Below are 14299 nucleotides of genomic sequence, written 5' to 3' on the forward strand. Positions count from 1 at the left end.
GCCGCTCGCCGCGCGGGTGCGCGTCGCAGAGCAGGACCGCGCGGAGACGGCCGGCGAGCACGTCGGCGCCCTCGATCAGCGGCCGAACGAGTTGCCGAGCACCACGGTCAGCGGCGTGCTCAGCCCGGAGCCGGCGCGCACCGAGGCGATGCCAAGTTCCTGGGCCAGCTGCTGCGCGGCGTCCTGATAGCGACTGTTCGTGTAGTAGACCACGGAGTTCTGCCCCGGCCGCAGCGAGCTGGGCGCGTTCGCCGTGCCGGCGACTGTCCACCCGCTGGAGGTCAGGTCGCTGGCCACCTGGGCCGCCGTGCCCGACCGGCAGCTGCTGCCGGTGCAGCCGTTGTACACGGTCACCTGCAGCGACTTCGCGTTCACCGTGGCGCTCGGCGACGGCGAGGCCGAGGAGGGTTCCGGCGCGGCCGAGGTCTCGGCCGACTCGCTGGCCTCCGGCTCGCTCGAGGTCGTCTCCCCCGGGGTGGCCGACGCTGAGTCGCTCGCCGCGGGCGCGGCGGTGTAGTCGTCGAACACGCTGCCGGAGCGGCTGATCTGCAGCAGCCCGTACACGGCGGCGATGATCACCGCGGTGACGAGGACGGCCCCCAAGACGATCCGCACGGACCGGCCTCCGCGCTGCGCCGCGCGGTGGGCGCCGACACGTCGCGACGCCGGGAGGTCGTCGAACTCGTCCCTCGGGTACTCCTCAGCCATCTGTCATCCCTCTCGGTCCGAAGTGCCGTCCTGCCGCGCATGGCGGGCCTGCAGCCGGCGTTCGAGCCGGTGCATGACGTCGGGCGCCTCGGCCATCGCCGCGGGCACGCCGATCAGCGAGCGCAGCACCTGCTCGTAGCGCACCGGGCTGATCCCCAGACGGGCGCGGATACGCGCGGTGCGGCCCGTGCGCACACCCTGCAGCTCCCGCTCGCAGTGCAGCACATCCCGCTGCAGCTGCGTGAGTCCGTCCCCCGAGCGCATGACAGGCAGTCTACGCTACCGGATGAGCGCGCCGGATGCACGCCGAGAGGAGCCTGCCATGAGCGATCACGCCGACCCTGACGTCCCGCTGCCCGCCGACGAGGCGGGCTGGCGCCGCCGGCTGCCGCCGGAGGCCTACGCGGTGCTGCGCGAGGCCGCGACCGAGCGCCCGTGGAGCGGCGCGCTGCTCGACGAGCACCGCACAGGCGTCTATCGCTGCCGGGCGTGCGGGGCCGAGCTGTTCCGCTCGACGGCGAGGTTCGACTCCGGCTGCGGGTGGCCCAGCTTCTTCAACCCCCGCGACACTGACGCGGTCACCCTGCACGAGGACGACTCGCTGGGGATGCGCCGCGTCGAGGTGCGCTGCGCCCGCTGCGGCTCGCATCTCGGCCACGTCTTCCCGGACGCCCCGCAGACGCCGACGGGGCTGCGCTACTGCATGAACTCGGTGGCGCTCACGTTCGACCCGGAGGAGTGAGCGCAGCTCTCGAGCCGACTGCGGGTCTCGAACCCGCCACCTCCTGTTTACAAGACAGGTGCTCTACCGGATGAGCTAAGTCGGCATGCCGCCCGGCTGACGGGCGACCGGAGACATCCTACCGGGTCGCCCGCCGAGCCGGGCAGTGGATGCCGCCGGACGCCGCGAGCGGCCGGCGGCATCCGGTCACTGCTGCGTCGTGTCGGACTCGCCCGAGGTCTCGGCGTCCGCCGCCGCGTCCGGATCGATGCCGCTGGCCCGCAGCCGCTCGTCGATGACCTCCGTCAGATCACCGCTCATGTCCCACTCCTCGCCGTCGAGCTTCACGGTCGGCGTGGCGGAGAGGTTCGCCGCCTGCGTCGCCTGTGCCACCCACTTCTGGAACTCGCCGTTCCGGATCGACTTCTCGACCTGGTCCTGCACCTCGGGCTGGTCGTCGCCGACGGCCTGCCGCGCGTACTCGACCAGCTGGTCGTCGGTGAGCCCCGTCGTGTTCTCGGAGGGCTGCACCCCGTCCTGGAAGAGCGTGGTGAAGAAGTCCATGAAGTGATCGGGCGCGTAGTTCGCGACGGACGCGGCGGCCGCCGCGGCGCGCGTGGAGTACTTCGATCCGGACGAGTACCTGTCAAGCAGGCCGACCGGGTGGATCTCGAGATCGATGTTGCCCGCCTGCGCCTGCGTGCTGAGGTACTGCCCGTACGTCTGCTCGAAGCTCCCGCAGGCCGGGCACATGAAGTCCGCGTAGACGGTCACCACGAGGCGCCCGTCGACGGACTCGTACGGCTCGGGGTCGCTGCCGGCGGCGCGGGCGTCCGTGCGCACCGGCTCCAGCCCCTTGGTCACCACGAGGCCGTCACTGGCCATGTTCGCGGGCACCGCGCCCGGCCCCTTCGACCGGTTGACCTGCTGGATCACGACGAAGACGCCGACGACCACGAGCACGGCGACGAGGATGACCGACAGCTGGATCAGCAGCCGCTTCCGGCGGGCCCGCCGCTCCCGCTCCTCGCGGAAGGCCCGTGCCTTCTCCCGCGCCGCCTCGCGACGCTCGCTCTTCGTCGGGCGCGAGCCCGGCCCCTTCGACGAGGTGGTGCTGCCAGCCATGGTCTCCCTGTCGTCCGGGCGCCCCGAGGACGCCGATGGTTGTCACTGCAACGGTACCGTCCGCCCGGCGCGGCCGCCAGCCACGGCGCGGGCCGTGCGCCATGGTGCCGCCCCTGCCTGTGTCGGGCCTGTGCCCGCGCCGGACCGGCCGCCTGACTCGGCACGGCGGCGCAGCGCACGGCACGCCGGCACCGTCGCGCATAATTGAGGATATGCCCTGTCTCGAGCTGGATCACGCGTGCTGCACCTACCCCGGTGCAGCACGCCCTGTGCTGCAGGATGTGAGCCTCGCCGTGCCCCGCGGCGCGTTCCTCACTCTGCTGGGCCCGGCGAACGCGGGCAAGTCGACGCTGCTGCGGATGATCGCCGGGCTGGAGGAGACGCAGTCGGGCGTCGTGCGCATCGACGGCCGGGACGTCACCCGGCTGCCCCCCAAGCACCGCAACGTCGCCATGATCTTCCAGAACTACGCCCTGTACCCGCAGATGACCGTGGGTGAGAACATCACCTTCGCCCTGCGTGTGGCCGGCGTCCCCGCCGCGGAGCGCCGCCGCCGCATCGCCCCGATCACCCGGGCGCTGCGCCTCGACGCGCTCGTCGACCGGCAGCCCGGCGCGCTGACCGGGCACGAGCGCCAGCGGGTCGCGGTCGCCCGGGCGCTGGCCCGCATCCCCGACCTGCTGCTGATGGATGAGCCGTTCACCGGCCTCGCCCCCGAGGAGCGCCTCGACCTGCTCGCCCGCATCCACGACATCGCCGCCGGCCTCGGCATCACCGTGGTCTCGGCGACCAGTCGGCTGGCCGAGACCGAGGGGATCGACGCGCCCGTCGCCGTGCTCGCCGGCGGGCGCCTCCGGCAGTCCGCGCCGCTGGCCGAGCTGCGCCGCGCCCCGGCCGATCTGGCCGTCGCCCGGGCCGTCTCGCCGCGGCCACTCGTCGTCTGGAGCGCGACCGTCGAGGACGGCGCGATCGCCCTGGGCGCGCGCCGCCGCCCTGTCCCCGGGGTCGCGCATGCGGACGTGCTGCTCGCGGTGGCCGACACGCGCGCGCGGGTGCGCCCCGAGGGCGCGCTCCCCGCCACCGTCGAGCACACGCGGACGGTCTCGACCGAGGGGCCTGGTGCTCAGGAGCTCGTGCTGCGGCTGGCCGACCGCGACCGCACGGAGTGCCGACAGACGGTGCCCGGGGTGCGGTACCAGCCCGGCGACCGCACCGGCGTCGACGTCGACCCGGCCGAGGCCTGGGTGTTCGCCGCCGCCGACGGCGCGCTGCTCGACGCGCCGCGCGCGTGACGCGCCCGGTTCAGCCCGCGGCGCCCCGGTCGCGCGCCACCTCGTAGAGGGCAACCGCCGCCGCCACCCCGGCGTTGAGGCTCTCCACCCCGTTGACGATCGGGATGGACACGATCTCGTCGCAGGTCTCGCCGACGAGCCGCGAGAGCCCCTTCCCCTCGGAGCCGACGACGATCACGAGCGGCTCGGTGGCGAGCTCCAGCCCGGGCAGCGACACGCGGCCGCCGCCGTCGAGGCCGATGACGAACAGCCCCTCCTGCTTCAGCTCGCGCAGCGCCCGGGTGAGGTTCGGCACCATCGCGACCCGGGTGCGCAGCGCGGCGCCGGCGGAGGTCTTCCACACCGCCGCGGTCACCCCGGCGCTGCGCCGCTCGGGGATGATCACGCCGTCGGCGCCGAACGCGGCCGCCGAGCGGATGATCGCCCCGAGGTTGCGCGGGTCGGTGATCCCGTCGAGCGCCACGACGAGCGGGGCGGCCGCGGACCGGCCGCGGTGCTCCCGGGCCCCGGCGACGATCTGCTGCAGGGTCGCGTATCGGTAGGGCGGGATCTGCAGGGCGATGCCCTGATGCACCGCGCCCTCGCCGACGAGGGTGTCGAGCTCGGCCCGAGTCACGGTCTGCACGGGGATGCCGCGGCCCGCGGCCCGCGAGAGCGCGTCACGCACGCGGTCGTCGGCCTCGACCCGCTCGGCCACGTACAGCGTGGTTGCGGGCACCCGCGCGGCGAGCGCCTCGACGACCGCGTTGCGGCCGCCGATCACCTCGGTGCCGCGCCGCTTGTGCACGGTCGGGCGCCGCTCGCCGCGCGAGGCCGGCTCGGTCTGCTGGTGTCGCGGCCGGGGTGCCGCGGCCGCCTGCCGCTCGGCGCGCTCCCGCGCCCGCGCGGCGGGGTGATGCGGCCGATCCTCGGCGCGCGGGGTCGGCCCGCGCCCCTCCAGCCGGCGCCGTCCCTGGCCGCCGGATCCCGCCGCCGGTGCCTTCCGCTTCCGGCGCCCCGCGCCGGGTCGACGTCCCTCAGTCATCGTCCACGCTCCATCTCGCCCCGTCCGGGGTGTCGTCGATCCGCACCCCGGCCGCCGCGAGCTCGTCGCGGATGCGGTCGGCGGTGGTGAAGTCCCGTGCCGCGCGGGCGTGGGCCCGGCTGTCCAGCCGCTCGGCGACGAGCCGGTCGAGCGCCTGCGTCGCCGCGTCGTCCGCGCGCCCCTGCCGCGCGAACGCGTCCGGGTGCAGGCCGAGCACGCGCAGCATCGCGCCCACCGCGTCCGCCGCGGCGACCGCGGCGTCCCGATCGCCCGCTGCGAGCGCCGCGTTGCCCTGCCGCACCCGCTCGTGCACCACGGCGAGCGCACGCGGCACGTTGAGGTCGTCGTCCATCGCCCGGGCGAACTCCGCCGGGACGTCGTCGCGGGTGACCGTCGCGGGCGTCGGCACGGCGCCCTCGGACGCGGCGCGGGCGAGGAACGCGTCGATGCGCTCCACCGTGTGCCGGGCCTCGTCGAGCCCGGCCGGGGAGTACTCGAGCGTCGACCGGTACTGCGCCGAGCCGAGCAGATAGCGCACCGCCTGCGCGGGGGCGCGGTCGAGCAGGTCGGCGGCGAACACGGAGTTGCCGAATGACTTGCTCATCTTCTGGTCGCCGACCGACACCAGGCCGTTGTGCACCCAGATGCGCGCGAACCCGTAGCCCGCCGCGGCGGACTGGGCCAGCTCGTTCTCGTGGTGCGGAAAGCGCAGGTCGCGCCCGCCGCCGTGGATGTCGAAGGTCTCGCCGAGGTAGGCGGTCGACATGGCCGAGCACTCGATGTGCCAGCCGGGCCGCCCGCGCCCCCAGGGCGACGTCCACGAGGCGTCCTCGGGCTCGTCGGGCTTGCGGCCCTTCCACAGGGCGAAGTCGCGGGGGTCGCGTTTGCCGCGCGGGTCCGCGTCGGCCGCGTCGGCCATGTCCTCCAGCCGCTGGTGGGTCAGCTCACCGTAGGCGGGCCAGGACGCGGTGTCGAAGTAGACGTCGCCGCTGCCGTCGGCGGCCGGGTAGGCGTGGCCGCGTTCGACGAGCCGGGAGATCAGGTCGATCATCCGCTGGATGTTCGCCGTCGCGCGCGGCTCGTAGGTCGGCGGCTGCACCCCCAGCCGGTCGTAGGCGTGGGCGAACTCCCGCTCGACACGGTAGGCGAGCGCCCACCACGGCTCCGCGGTGCCGGCCGCGCCGGCGAGGATCTTGTCGTCGATGTCGGTGACATTGCGGATGAGCGTCACCCGGTACCCGGAGGCGGTGAGCCAGCGGCGCATGATGTCGTACACGAGCGCCGAGCGCAGGTGCCCGATGTGCGGGGCGGACTGCACCGTCGGGCCGCACACGTACAGGCCGACGCGCCCCGGATGCACGGGTCGCAGGTCCTGCAGCGTCTGGGTTCTGGTGTCGTGGAGCCGGATCGTCACGCGAGACAGTCTACGCGGGCCGGGCCGGGTCGCCGGGGCGGACGAGCGTGGCCACGGCCTGCGCGAGCAGACCGTCCCCCTCGCCGAGCGCGCCCAGCCCGTCGGTGGTGGTCGCGGCGAACGACACGGGCGCGCCGACGAGCTCGGTCAGGCGCGCCTCGGCCTCGCGACGGCGCGGGGCGATGCGGGGACGCCTGGTGACGACCTGCACGGCCACGTGCATCACGCTCCAGCCGGCGTCGCGCACCATCCGCAGCGTCGCGGCGAGGAAGTCGGCGCTGCGGCGGCCGGCGTGCTCGGGGCGGTCGACACCGAAGTGCTCCCCCATGTCGCCGAGGCCGGCGGCGGAGAGCAGGGCGTCGCAGATCGCGTGCAGCGCGGCGTCGCCGTCGCTGTGCCCCGAGAGTCGGGGCGCGCCCGCCCAGTCGAGATCGGCCAGGCGCAGCGGCCCCGGATCGTCGACGGCGAACGCGTGGACGTCAGCGGCGATGCCGGTGCGGATCTCCGGCCAGTCGGCGCGTGACGCGGGTGCGGCCGGCGCGCTCAGGAGGCCAGCACCTCGTCGAGCCGCTGGCCGGCGTGCTCCTCGTCGGTCTTCTCGGCAAGCGCGAGCTCGGAGACGAGGATCTGGCGGGCCTTGACGAGCATCCGCTTCTCGCCCGCGGACAGGCCGCGATCCTGGTCACGGCGCCACAGATCGCGCACGACCTCGCTGACCTTGATGACATCACCCGAGGCGAGCTTCTCGACGTTCGCCTTGTACCGCCGGGACCAGTTCGTGGGCTCCTCGGTGAACGGCTCGCGCAGCACCGCGAACACCTTCTCGAGGCCCTTCTCGTCGATCACGTCGCGGACGCCGACCTCCTCGACGTTCTCCGCGGGCACCTGGATCTTCAGATCGCCCTGCTTCACCTCGAGAGTGAGGTAGAGCTTCTCCTCGCCACGAACCGTCCGGTTCTTCACCTCGGTGATCTTCGCGGCACCATGGTGGGGGTACACGACGACCTCGCCGACTTCAAAACGCATGTGTGAATCGCCCTCCGTAGAGGGCAAGGATAGCACAGAGGGGATCGATTCAACCATAGCCCATCCACCGTGACGAGTGATGCACAGAATCGCGATAGACTGTGCGGGTACGTCCAGAACTCCCGCCGCGTGCAGCGGCGTGGCATTACCGCGGAGGAAACGTGAGCATTCGCAGAGCATCCCTGGCCGCCGTCATCGTCGCCAGCGTCGCAGCCGGCACATCAGGCTGCGCCTTCGTCACCCCGGTGGCCACGGAGCGCAGCTACAACGCCTCCGACGGCATCGTGATCAGCGTCGGCGACGTCAAGCTCGACAACATCGCCCTCGTCGCCGACGACCAGGGCGAGCGGGGTCGGCTGATCGGTCAGGTCTCCACCACGAGCGACACCGCGCGCGACGTCACCCTGACCATCGAGGGTCAGGATCCGCTGCACTGGACGGTCGACGCACACACGCCGATCGATCTCGAGCAGACCGACACCGTGCTCGCCGACCTCGGCGCGCAGCCCGGCGCGACCCTGACCGCGACGGCCACCGCCGCCGGGCAGTCCGAGTCCGACAAGACGATCCCCATCATCGGCGGCGACCTGGCGGAGTACTCGACGCTCGTCCCGAGCGCCCCGGCCTCGGCCAGCGCCAGCGCCGAGAGCGAGGAGTTCGGCGCGACCGCCGAGCCCGACGCCTCGACCCTCGCGCGCACCTCGGCGACCCCCGCGGCCTGACCGTCGGTCGAGCCCGACCGACGCGACCCGCCCCGACGAGACGACCCTCCCCTGCGGGACCTCCGCCGCATCCTCGGCTCAGACGTCCTCGAGCTTGTAGCCGAGCCCCCGCACGGTCACCAGCCGGGCCGGGTGCCGCGGATCGGCCTCGATCTTCGAGCGGATCCGCTTCACGTGCACGTCGAGGGTCTTCGTGTCGCCGAAGTAGTCCGGCCCCCACACCTGGTCGATCAGCTGCCCGCGGGTGAGCACCCGCCCGACGTTCTCGGCCAGGTACGTCAGCAGCTCGAACTCCTTCAGCGGCAGATAGGTCTCCCGCCCGTCGACCCGCACCACGTGCGAGTCGAGGTCGATCGTCACCCCGCCGGCGTGCAGCACCGTCTCCGCGGTCTCGTCGCCCTCCCCGCCGACCCGGCGCAGCACCGCGCGGATGCGGGCGAGCAGCTCCTGCGACGAGTAGGGCTTGGTCACGTAGTCGTCGGCGCCGGCCTCGAGCCCGAGCACGGTGTCGAGCTCGGTGTCCTTCGCCGTGAGCATGATGATGGGCACGTCCGAGCCGGACCGCAGCTGCCGACAGACCTCCATGCCGCTCAGCCCGGGGAGCATGAGGTCCAGCAGCACCAGGTCCGGCCGCCGGGCGTCGAAGGAGGCCAGGGCCTTCACCCCGTCCTCGACGACCGTCACCTCGTACCCCTCGCGTCGCAGCAGGAACGCCAGAGGCTCGCTGATCGCCTCGGCGTCCTCCACCAGCAGCAGATGCGTCACGCCGTCTCCTCCATTCGATCTGTCTCCGCCCGCCGGGCCCTCCGTCATGAGCATGCCGTTCAGCGCACCACCACGGCACGCGATCGATCGGCATCCGGCTCGCTGGCCAGCACGTCGGCCGCCTGCTCGCGCGGCAGCCGCAGGGTGAAGCTCGAGCCGACCCCGACCTTCGACCACAGGCTCACGCTGCCGCCGTGGCGCAACGCCACGTGCTTGACGATGCTGAGGCCGAGCCCGGTGCCGCCCGTGCCGGACTCGCGCGAGCGGGCCGGGTCCACCCGGTAGAAGCGCTCGAACACACGCTCCTGCTTCGCCTTGGGGATGCCCTCTCCCTGGTCCGAGACGATGACGGTCACCCCGTCGGCGTCGCCGGTCGCCTGCACCCCGACGTCGGCGCCGTGCGGCGAGTGCTCGATCGCGTTCGACAGCAGGTTCGTCACCGCCGACTCCAGCGCGTCGGCGTCGCCGCGGACGACGAGGTCGCCCTGTGTGCGCACGGTCACGCTGATGTTCCGGCCCTCGGCGGCGACCCCGGTGGCCGAGACCGCACCGTCGACGATGCTTCGCAGGTCCACGGGCGCGAACGTCTCAGGCTCGTCCAGCTCGCTCTCGATGCGGCTGAGCGCGAGGATGCCGCCGACCATCCTGCGCAGCCGGTCCGCCTCCTCGCCGAGCCGGTCGGCGAAGTGCCGCACCGCCTCCGGATCGTCCGCGCTGTCGTGGATCGCCTCGGCGAGCAGCAGCACGGCCGAGATCGGGGTCTTGAGCTCGTGACTGACGTTGGCGGTGAAGTCCCGTCGCATCGTCTCGGCGAGCACCGCGCGGGTGCGGTCCTCCACGACGACGAGGATGTAGCGGTTGCCGAGCACGGAGACGTGCACGGTGACGTGCCGGTCGGCGCGCTCGCCACGTCCCCGGTGCAGCACGAGCCGCTCGGTGAGCGGGCTGGCCGTGCTCCGGGCCTCGTCGATGTCGGCCGTGATCTCCGGCAGCAGCACCCGCCGACCGTCGACCAGGCGCAGCGCGTCGAGCGTGGGTGTGGTCAGCAGCACCTCGTTGGACGCGTTGACCACGAACGCGGGGAACGGCAGCGCCGCCAGCGACTGCACGACGCCGTCGGGCAGGGTCTGCGCCACCAGAGTGCGGCTCGTCTGGCCGCGTCGCCACGAGCGGAAGAGGAGGAACCCGCCGACCCCGCCGATCACCACGCCGACGAGCACGCCGAGGATCACCGCCCAGAGTCCCATGCCCTCCAGCGTAGCGTGGCCGACCAGTGCGCTCCGGGCACTGGCCCCATGGTAAACTGCCCGCCCATCGGCGTTCAGCCGCTGGTCACCCGTTGTTCACCCGGCGCCGCAAGGATCGGGCTGACTGCCAGCACCGCAACCAGAGGAGATCCGTGCGCATCGTCTTCCAGCAGGAGCTCAGAGAGGTCCAGGACCGTCTGGTCGAGATCTCGACCCTCGTCGCCGAGGCCGTGGACCGCGCGGTCATCGCGTTCAACGAGTCCGACATCCACCTCGCCGAGGAGGTGATCGGCGGCGACGACCGCATCGACGAGCTCGCCAGCGACCTCACCGAGCTCGCGATCACGATCCTCGCCAAGCAGCAGCCCGTCGCCCGCGACCTGCGGACGGTCGTGAGCACGCTGCGGATCAGCTCGTCGGTGGAACGGATGGGCGACCTCGCCGCGCACATCGCCCAGCTCGCCCGGTATCGCTTCCCCGACCGGGTCGTGCCCGGCGACCTGCGCGAGACCTTCGCCCGCATGGGCGCGCTCGACGTCGCGGTGGCGCGGAGGGTGACCGAGCTGCTGCGCACGCAGGATCTCGCGATCGCCGAGGACATCCGCGCCACCGACGACCAGGTCGACGCCCTGCACAAGCACGTGTTCGACACCGTGCTCTCCGACGACTGGCACAACGAGGCCCTCGACACCGTCGACGTCACGCTCGCCAGCCGCTACCACGAGCGGTTCGCGGACCACGCGGTGAACATCGCGAAGACGGTCACCTACCTGGCCACGGGCGACTGGGAGACCGGCGAGGACGCCGAGGACTGACGACGCGGGCCGGGTGATCGACGATCACCCGCGGCCCGCGGTCGTGTGCGACGGCCTCAGCCCTGACGGCCCTGGGCGGCGACCGCGGCGGCGCCCGCGGCGGCGGCCTCCGGATCCAGGTACTCCCCGCCCGGCACGACCGGGCGCAGCTCGGCGTCGAGCCGGTAGACGAGCGGGATGCCCGTCGGAATGTTCAGGCTCGAGATCTCGTCGTCCGGGATGCGATCGAGGTGCTTGACCAGCGCGCGCAGCGAGTTGCCGTGCGCGGTGACGAGCACGGTGCGCCCGGCGGCGAGATCCGGCACGATCGCATCCTGCCAGTACGGCAGCAGGCGGCCGAGCACGTCTTTGAGGCACTCGGTGCGCGGCACGGACTCGAGCAGCCCGTAGCGCGGGTCGGCGGCCTGCGACCACTCGTCGTCATCGGCGATCGCGGGCGGCGGCACGTCGTAGGAGCGCCGCCAGGTCATGAACTGCTCCTCGCCGTACTTCTCGCGGATCTCGGTCTTGTTCTTGCCCTGCAGCGCGCCGTAGTGCCGCTCGTTGAGCCGCCAGGAGCGGCGCACGGCGATCCAGTGCCGATCGCACGCGTCCAGGGCGAGATTCGCCGTCCGGATCGCGCGCCGCAGCACGGAGGTGTGCACGACATCCGGCAGCACGCCGGCCTCGGCCAGCAACTCGCCGGCGTGCCGGCCCTCGGCGACACCCTGCTCGGAGAGGTCGGCGTCGACCCAGCCGCAGAACAGGTTCCGTCGGTTCCATTCGCTGTTGCCATGGCGCAGCAGCACCAGGGTGCGAGTGTCTTCAGTCATGCCACCAGTCTACCGGGCCGCGCGCCGGGCCCGGCGCAGCTCGCGCACGCGGTCGGCGGCGAGGCCGCCGGCCTCCGCGGGAACGACGATCTCCTGGGCCGCCTGCAGCGTCTCGTCGCCGTGGCGCACTTCGATGGATGCGCCAGCGGGGACGGTGCGGCGCACAACGGCGAGCGCGACCCCGCCCATCTCCCAGTGCACGCCGCCGGCGGTCACCCGGCCGACCTCGGCGCCGTTGAGGAGGACGGGGTCGCCATGCTCGACCCACACGTCAGCGGTCTCCAGCTGCAGCAGCACGAGCCGGCGCGGCGGATGCCCGAGATTGTGCACCTTGGCGACAGTCTCCTGCCCGGGATAGCAGCCGCGGTCCAGCTGCACCGCGGTGCGCAGCCAGTCGAGCTCGTGCGGGATCGTCCGCTCGTCGACGTCGTCGGCCTGCCGCGGCCGGACCGCGGCGATCCGCAGCGCCTGCCAGGCGTCGCCGCCCGCGCGGCCCACGCCCGCCTCGCGGAGCACGTCGCGCACCGCGGTGCGCTCGGCAACCGGGGTGAGGGCGATGCGCCAGGTCCACGCCGCGCGGTCGCCCACCGTCGCCGCGGAGTACTGCCAGCCGTCGGGCCGGGCGACGGCCCACGGATCGACCCAGACGGCCGCGGCCAGGCGGGTGATCCCCGCGACCCAGGCGGGTGGCTCCGCGCCGTCCTGCGACCAGGGGGCGAACCAGCCGATCTGGTCCCACTGGTCCGTCTCGTCCCGCGCCTCGACGCGCAGCATGAAGCGCATGCGGCCGACCCAGTCGACCGCCTGCACGGCACGGCCGCGGTCGGGCAGCAGCAGCACCGCGTCCTCGCGCACGAGCACGCCCAGGGCGAGGACGATGTGGCCGGCTGCGTCGAGCAGCAGCGCCTCGCCGCCGTCACCGACGGTCTCCACCCGCCGGGAGAGCAGGGCGTCCAGGAAGCGCAGCCGATCCGGCCCGGTCACCCGCACGACGTCGCGGGTGGGGATCGTGAGCACGGCGCGCCCGGCCGCGAGCCGACGCTGCTCACCGAGCGGATCGCCGAGCTGGCGTGGCTCGAGGGTCATCGGCCCGTGGACTCCGCGCCGGCGACCGGGTCGTCAGCCCCGCGGCGCACGAGCACCGCGGAGGCCATCGAGGCGAGGGGGTGCCCCAGCGCGGCGACGTCCCACGCCCACATGAGCTGACCCTCGACGAGGCCGTACATGCGCTCGGCGGCGGTGTACAGCCGGGCGTCGGCGGGGCGCAGCACGGCGTCGGTGCCGAGCTGGATGCGCGGGCCGTTCACGGCGCCGAGGTAGAGCTCGCTGATGCCGTCCGGGTGCACGATGCTCACCTCGAGCGGGAAGCCCTGCTCGCCGCGCAGCCGGTCGACGTCCTCGATCGTGCGCGGGGCGGCGGCGCCGCCGGCGGCGGCGAGGGCGCTCCCCGGCAGCAGCGCCGGGCCGTGGTCCTCGGGCCGTGGCTCGGCGGCGAGGCGCCAGTACCCCGTCTCGGTCGTCAGCGGGGTGCGCTCGTCGTCGAGAAGCCAGTAGTACGCGTTGTAGTGCAGGTGCGGCAGCCCCTCATCGGTGAAGCTCACCCGCTGCCCGAACTCGAACTCGACATGGTCGTCGTCCGAGCCGTAGCTGACCACGCCGGTGCCCTCCCAGACGCCCAGCAGCCAGCACAGGGGGTTCACCTCGGCGGGAAGCCCCTCCGGGATGTCGAACACGTCAGCGCTGTCCCTTGAACAGCTTGACGAGCACGGTGACGCCGACGAAGGCGATGGCCGCAGTGGCGAGGGTCAGCAGGCCGACGAAGAAGATCTCGAGAGCAACGATTCCGTCCATGCCGACAGTCTACCGGTGTGCGGCGCCCGCCCGTCTATGATGGGGCTAACTTTCGCGAGGGAAGGGTCGTGCGTGTCCAAGCTCGTCGTACTCACCACCACCGATGACGGCGTGCTGCCCGCGCTGGGACTGCTCAGCCATCAGATCACGACGGTCGAGCCCTCTCAGGACAGCATCATGGCCTGTCTTGACGCTGACGTCGTGCTGTTCGACGCCCGCGGCGACCTCGCCGGGGCGCGGCAGTTCTGCTCGCTGGCGGCCGCCTCGCACCTGGTCGTGCCGATCCTGCTCGTCGTCACCGAGGGCGGGCTCGCCGCGCTGAGCGTCGACTGGGGCATGTCCGACTTCATCCTCGCCGACGCCGGGCCGGCCGAGACCGACGCGCGCATCCGGCTGTGCCGCCGCCACGTCGACGAGGCCCTCGACGAGCGTCCCTCGGTGATCCGTGCCGCGGGGCTCGTCATCGATGAGGCGAGCTACTCGGCCAAGATCAATGGCAAGCCGCTCGACCTCACCTACAAGGAGTTCGAGCTGCTGCGCTTCCTCGCCGGCCGCCCGGGCCGCGTGTTCACCCGCGAGCAGCTGCTCAGCGAGGTGTGGGGCTACGACTACTTCGGCGGCACCCGCACCGTCGACGTGCACGTGCGGCGCCTGCGCGCGAAGCTCGGCGACCTCGACTCGCTGATCGGCACCGTGCGCAACGTCGGCTACCGGTTCAACCCGGTCGAGCCGGGCGCGGAGTGACCCCGCGGGCGGCCCGGACGTCTCTTGTGGACG

The 14299-nt window shown here is 73.0% G+C and carries 17 protein-coding genes and 1 tRNA gene; 5 read left to right on the forward strand and 13 right to left on the reverse strand.

What is annotated here, in order from left to right:
• Positions 1 to 75: 75 nt before the first annotated feature.
• The gene (locus F8O02_RS00300; protein ID WP_158035204.1) at positions 76 to 708 is read right to left on the reverse strand and encodes a LytR C-terminal domain-containing protein; all 633 of its coding nucleotides are present in this window, start codon (positions 706 to 708) and stop codon (positions 76 to 78) included.
• Positions 709 to 711: 3 nt separating this feature from the next.
• Positions 712 to 972 (reverse strand): DUF3263 domain-containing protein, encoded by a 261-nt coding sequence (locus F8O02_RS00305; protein ID WP_158035205.1) that lies wholly within the window; start codon positions 970 to 972, stop codon positions 712 to 714.
• Between the two features lie 58 nt (positions 973 to 1030).
• On the opposite strand from F8O02_RS00305, the gene msrB reads away from it, so the two are divergent.
• Positions 1031 to 1450 carry a peptide-methionine (R)-S-oxide reductase MsrB gene (gene msrB, locus F8O02_RS00310; protein WP_179416259.1) on the forward strand — a complete coding sequence of 140 codons (420 nt, stop codon included), beginning with the start codon at positions 1031 to 1033 and terminating at the stop codon, positions 1448 to 1450.
• Positions 1451 to 1462: 12 nt separating this feature from the next.
• On the opposite strand, the gene F8O02_RS00315 is transcribed toward msrB, so the two are convergent.
• Together F8O02_RS00315 and F8O02_RS00320 are read right to left on the reverse strand one after the other, a co-directional pair.
• Positions 1463 to 1535 (reverse strand) — tRNA-Thr (locus F8O02_RS00315).
• 101 nt (positions 1536 to 1636) lie between these two features.
• Positions 1637 to 2554 carry a DsbA family protein gene (locus tag F8O02_RS00320; protein ID WP_158035207.1) on the reverse strand — a complete coding sequence of 306 codons (918 nt, stop codon included), beginning with the start codon at positions 2552 to 2554 and terminating at the stop codon, positions 1637 to 1639.
• A 212-nt stretch (positions 2555 to 2766) separates the two neighbouring features.
• Between F8O02_RS00320 and F8O02_RS00325 the strand changes: the two genes are divergently transcribed.
• On the forward strand, positions 2767 to 3846 hold the full coding sequence (locus tag F8O02_RS00325; protein ID WP_179416258.1) for an ABC transporter ATP-binding protein: 1080 nt from the start codon (positions 2767 to 2769) through the stop codon (positions 3844 to 3846).
• A gap of 10 nt (positions 3847 to 3856) precedes the next feature.
• Here the strand turns inward: F8O02_RS00325 and rlmB are convergent, their stop codons facing one another.
• The 4 genes from rlmB to F8O02_RS00345 are packed head-to-tail and all read right to left on the reverse strand — an operon-like array spanning position 3857 to position 7310.
• Complete coding sequence (rlmB, locus tag F8O02_RS00330; RefSeq protein WP_158035209.1) at positions 3857 to 4870, reverse strand: 23S rRNA (guanosine(2251)-2'-O)-methyltransferase RlmB; 1014 nt, start codon at positions 4868 to 4870, stop codon at positions 3857 to 3859.
• Positions 4863 to 6284 carry a cysteine--tRNA ligase gene (gene cysS / locus F8O02_RS00335; RefSeq protein ID WP_158035210.1) on the reverse strand — a complete coding sequence of 474 codons (1422 nt, stop codon included), beginning with the start codon at positions 6282 to 6284 and terminating at the stop codon, positions 4863 to 4865. Before cysS ends, rlmB begins: the two co-directional genes overlap by 8 nt.
• Before the next feature lie 10 nt (positions 6285 to 6294).
• Positions 6295 to 6831 carry a 2-C-methyl-D-erythritol 2,4-cyclodiphosphate synthase gene (gene ispF, locus F8O02_RS00340; RefSeq protein ID WP_158035211.1) on the reverse strand — a complete coding sequence of 179 codons (537 nt, stop codon included), beginning with the start codon at positions 6829 to 6831 and terminating at the stop codon, positions 6295 to 6297.
• Entirely contained in the window at positions 6828 to 7310 is a 483-nt protein-coding gene (locus tag F8O02_RS00345) for a CarD family transcriptional regulator (RefSeq protein WP_158035212.1), read from the reverse strand. The genes ispF and F8O02_RS00345 overlap by 4 nt, the downstream gene beginning before the upstream one ends.
• A gap of 161 nt (positions 7311 to 7471) precedes the next feature.
• Here F8O02_RS00345 and F8O02_RS00350 point away from each other — a divergent pair, with 161 nt between their 5' ends.
• The gene (locus tag F8O02_RS00350) at positions 7472 to 8032 is read left to right on the forward strand and encodes a hypothetical protein (RefSeq protein ID WP_158035213.1); all 561 of its coding nucleotides are present in this window, start codon (positions 7472 to 7474) and stop codon (positions 8030 to 8032) included.
• Positions 8033 to 8110: 78 nt separating this feature from the next.
• Here the strand turns inward: F8O02_RS00350 and F8O02_RS00355 are convergent, their stop codons facing one another.
• Both F8O02_RS00355 and F8O02_RS00360 read right to left on the reverse strand, forming a co-directional pair.
• Complete coding sequence (locus tag F8O02_RS00355; RefSeq protein ID WP_225734036.1) at positions 8111 to 8797, reverse strand: response regulator transcription factor; 687 nt, start codon at positions 8795 to 8797, stop codon at positions 8111 to 8113.
• A gap of 59 nt (positions 8798 to 8856) precedes the next feature.
• Positions 8857 to 10044, reverse strand: a complete 1188-nt coding sequence (locus tag F8O02_RS00360) for a sensor histidine kinase (RefSeq protein ID WP_158035214.1) — start codon at positions 10042 to 10044, stop codon at positions 8857 to 8859.
• A gap of 152 nt (positions 10045 to 10196) precedes the next feature.
• Here F8O02_RS00360 and phoU point away from each other — a divergent pair, with 152 nt between their 5' ends.
• On the forward strand, positions 10197 to 10859 hold the full coding sequence (gene phoU, locus F8O02_RS00365; RefSeq protein WP_158035215.1) for a phosphate signaling complex protein PhoU: 663 nt from the start codon (positions 10197 to 10199) through the stop codon (positions 10857 to 10859).
• A gap of 56 nt (positions 10860 to 10915) precedes the next feature.
• Here phoU and F8O02_RS00370 read toward each other — a convergent pair whose 3' ends face one another.
• The 3 genes from F8O02_RS00370 to F8O02_RS00380 are packed head-to-tail and all read right to left on the reverse strand — an operon-like array spanning position 10916 to position 13404.
• On the reverse strand, positions 10916 to 11671 hold the full coding sequence (locus tag F8O02_RS00370; protein ID WP_158035216.1) for a phosphoglyceromutase: 756 nt from the start codon (positions 11669 to 11671) through the stop codon (positions 10916 to 10918).
• 9 nt (positions 11672 to 11680) lie between these two features.
• The gene (gene ygfZ, locus F8O02_RS00375; protein ID WP_158035217.1) at positions 11681 to 12757 is read right to left on the reverse strand and encodes a CAF17-like 4Fe-4S cluster assembly/insertion protein YgfZ; all 1077 of its coding nucleotides are present in this window, start codon (positions 12755 to 12757) and stop codon (positions 11681 to 11683) included.
• Positions 12754 to 13404 carry an FABP family protein gene (locus F8O02_RS00380; RefSeq protein ID WP_158035218.1) on the reverse strand — a complete coding sequence of 217 codons (651 nt, stop codon included), beginning with the start codon at positions 13402 to 13404 and terminating at the stop codon, positions 12754 to 12756. Before F8O02_RS00380 ends, ygfZ begins: the two co-directional genes overlap by 4 nt.
• A gap of 190 nt (positions 13405 to 13594) precedes the next feature.
• On the opposite strand from F8O02_RS00380, the gene F8O02_RS00385 reads away from it, so the two are divergent.
• Positions 13595 to 14266, forward strand: coding sequence for a winged helix-turn-helix transcriptional regulator (locus F8O02_RS00385; protein WP_225734037.1), 672 nt, complete (start codon positions 13595 to 13597; stop codon positions 14264 to 14266).
• The last annotated feature ends 33 nt before the right edge of the window (positions 14267 to 14299 follow it).

It is taken from the genome of Pseudoclavibacter caeni (assembly GCF_008831125.1).
In the GTDB taxonomy this organism is placed as follows: domain Bacteria; phylum Actinomycetota; class Actinomycetes; order Actinomycetales; family Microbacteriaceae; genus Pseudoclavibacter_A; species Pseudoclavibacter_A caeni.

What these genes read in the sequence shown, in the direction of transcription:
- F8O02_RS00370 (WP_158035216.1), bottom strand. Translation starts at nt 11,671, where the DNA reads ATGACTGAAGACACTCGCACCCTGGTGCTGCTGCGCCATGGCAACAGC.
- F8O02_RS00305 (WP_158035205.1), bottom strand. Translation starts at nt 972, where the DNA reads ATGCGCTCGGGGGACGGACTCACGCAGCTGCAGCGGGATGTGCTGCAC.
- F8O02_RS00345 (WP_158035212.1), bottom strand. Translation starts at nt 7,310, where the DNA reads ATGCGTTTTGAAGTCGGCGAGGTCGTCGTGTACCCCCACCATGGTGCC.
- ygfZ (WP_158035217.1), bottom strand. Translation starts at nt 12,757, where the DNA reads ATGACCCTCGAGCCACGCCAGCTCGGCGATCCGCTCGGTGAGCAGCGT.
- F8O02_RS00300 (WP_158035204.1), bottom strand. Translation starts at nt 708, where the DNA reads ATGGCTGAGGAGTACCCGAGGGACGAGTTCGACGACCTCCCGGCGTCG.
- F8O02_RS00325 (WP_179416258.1), top strand. Translation starts at nt 2,767, where the DNA reads ATGCCCTGTCTCGAGCTGGATCACGCGTGCTGCACCTACCCCGGTGCA.
- F8O02_RS00360 (WP_158035214.1), bottom strand. Translation starts at nt 10,044, where the DNA reads ATGGGACTCTGGGCGGTGATCCTCGGCGTGCTCGTCGGCGTGGTGATC.
- F8O02_RS00320 (WP_158035207.1), bottom strand. Translation starts at nt 2,554, where the DNA reads ATGGCTGGCAGCACCACCTCGTCGAAGGGGCCGGGCTCGCGCCCGACG.
- msrB (WP_179416259.1), top strand. Translation starts at nt 1,031, where the DNA reads ATGAGCGATCACGCCGACCCTGACGTCCCGCTGCCCGCCGACGAGGCG.
- rlmB (WP_158035209.1), bottom strand. Translation starts at nt 4,870, where the DNA reads ATGACTGAGGGACGTCGACCCGGCGCGGGGCGCCGGAAGCGGAAGGCA.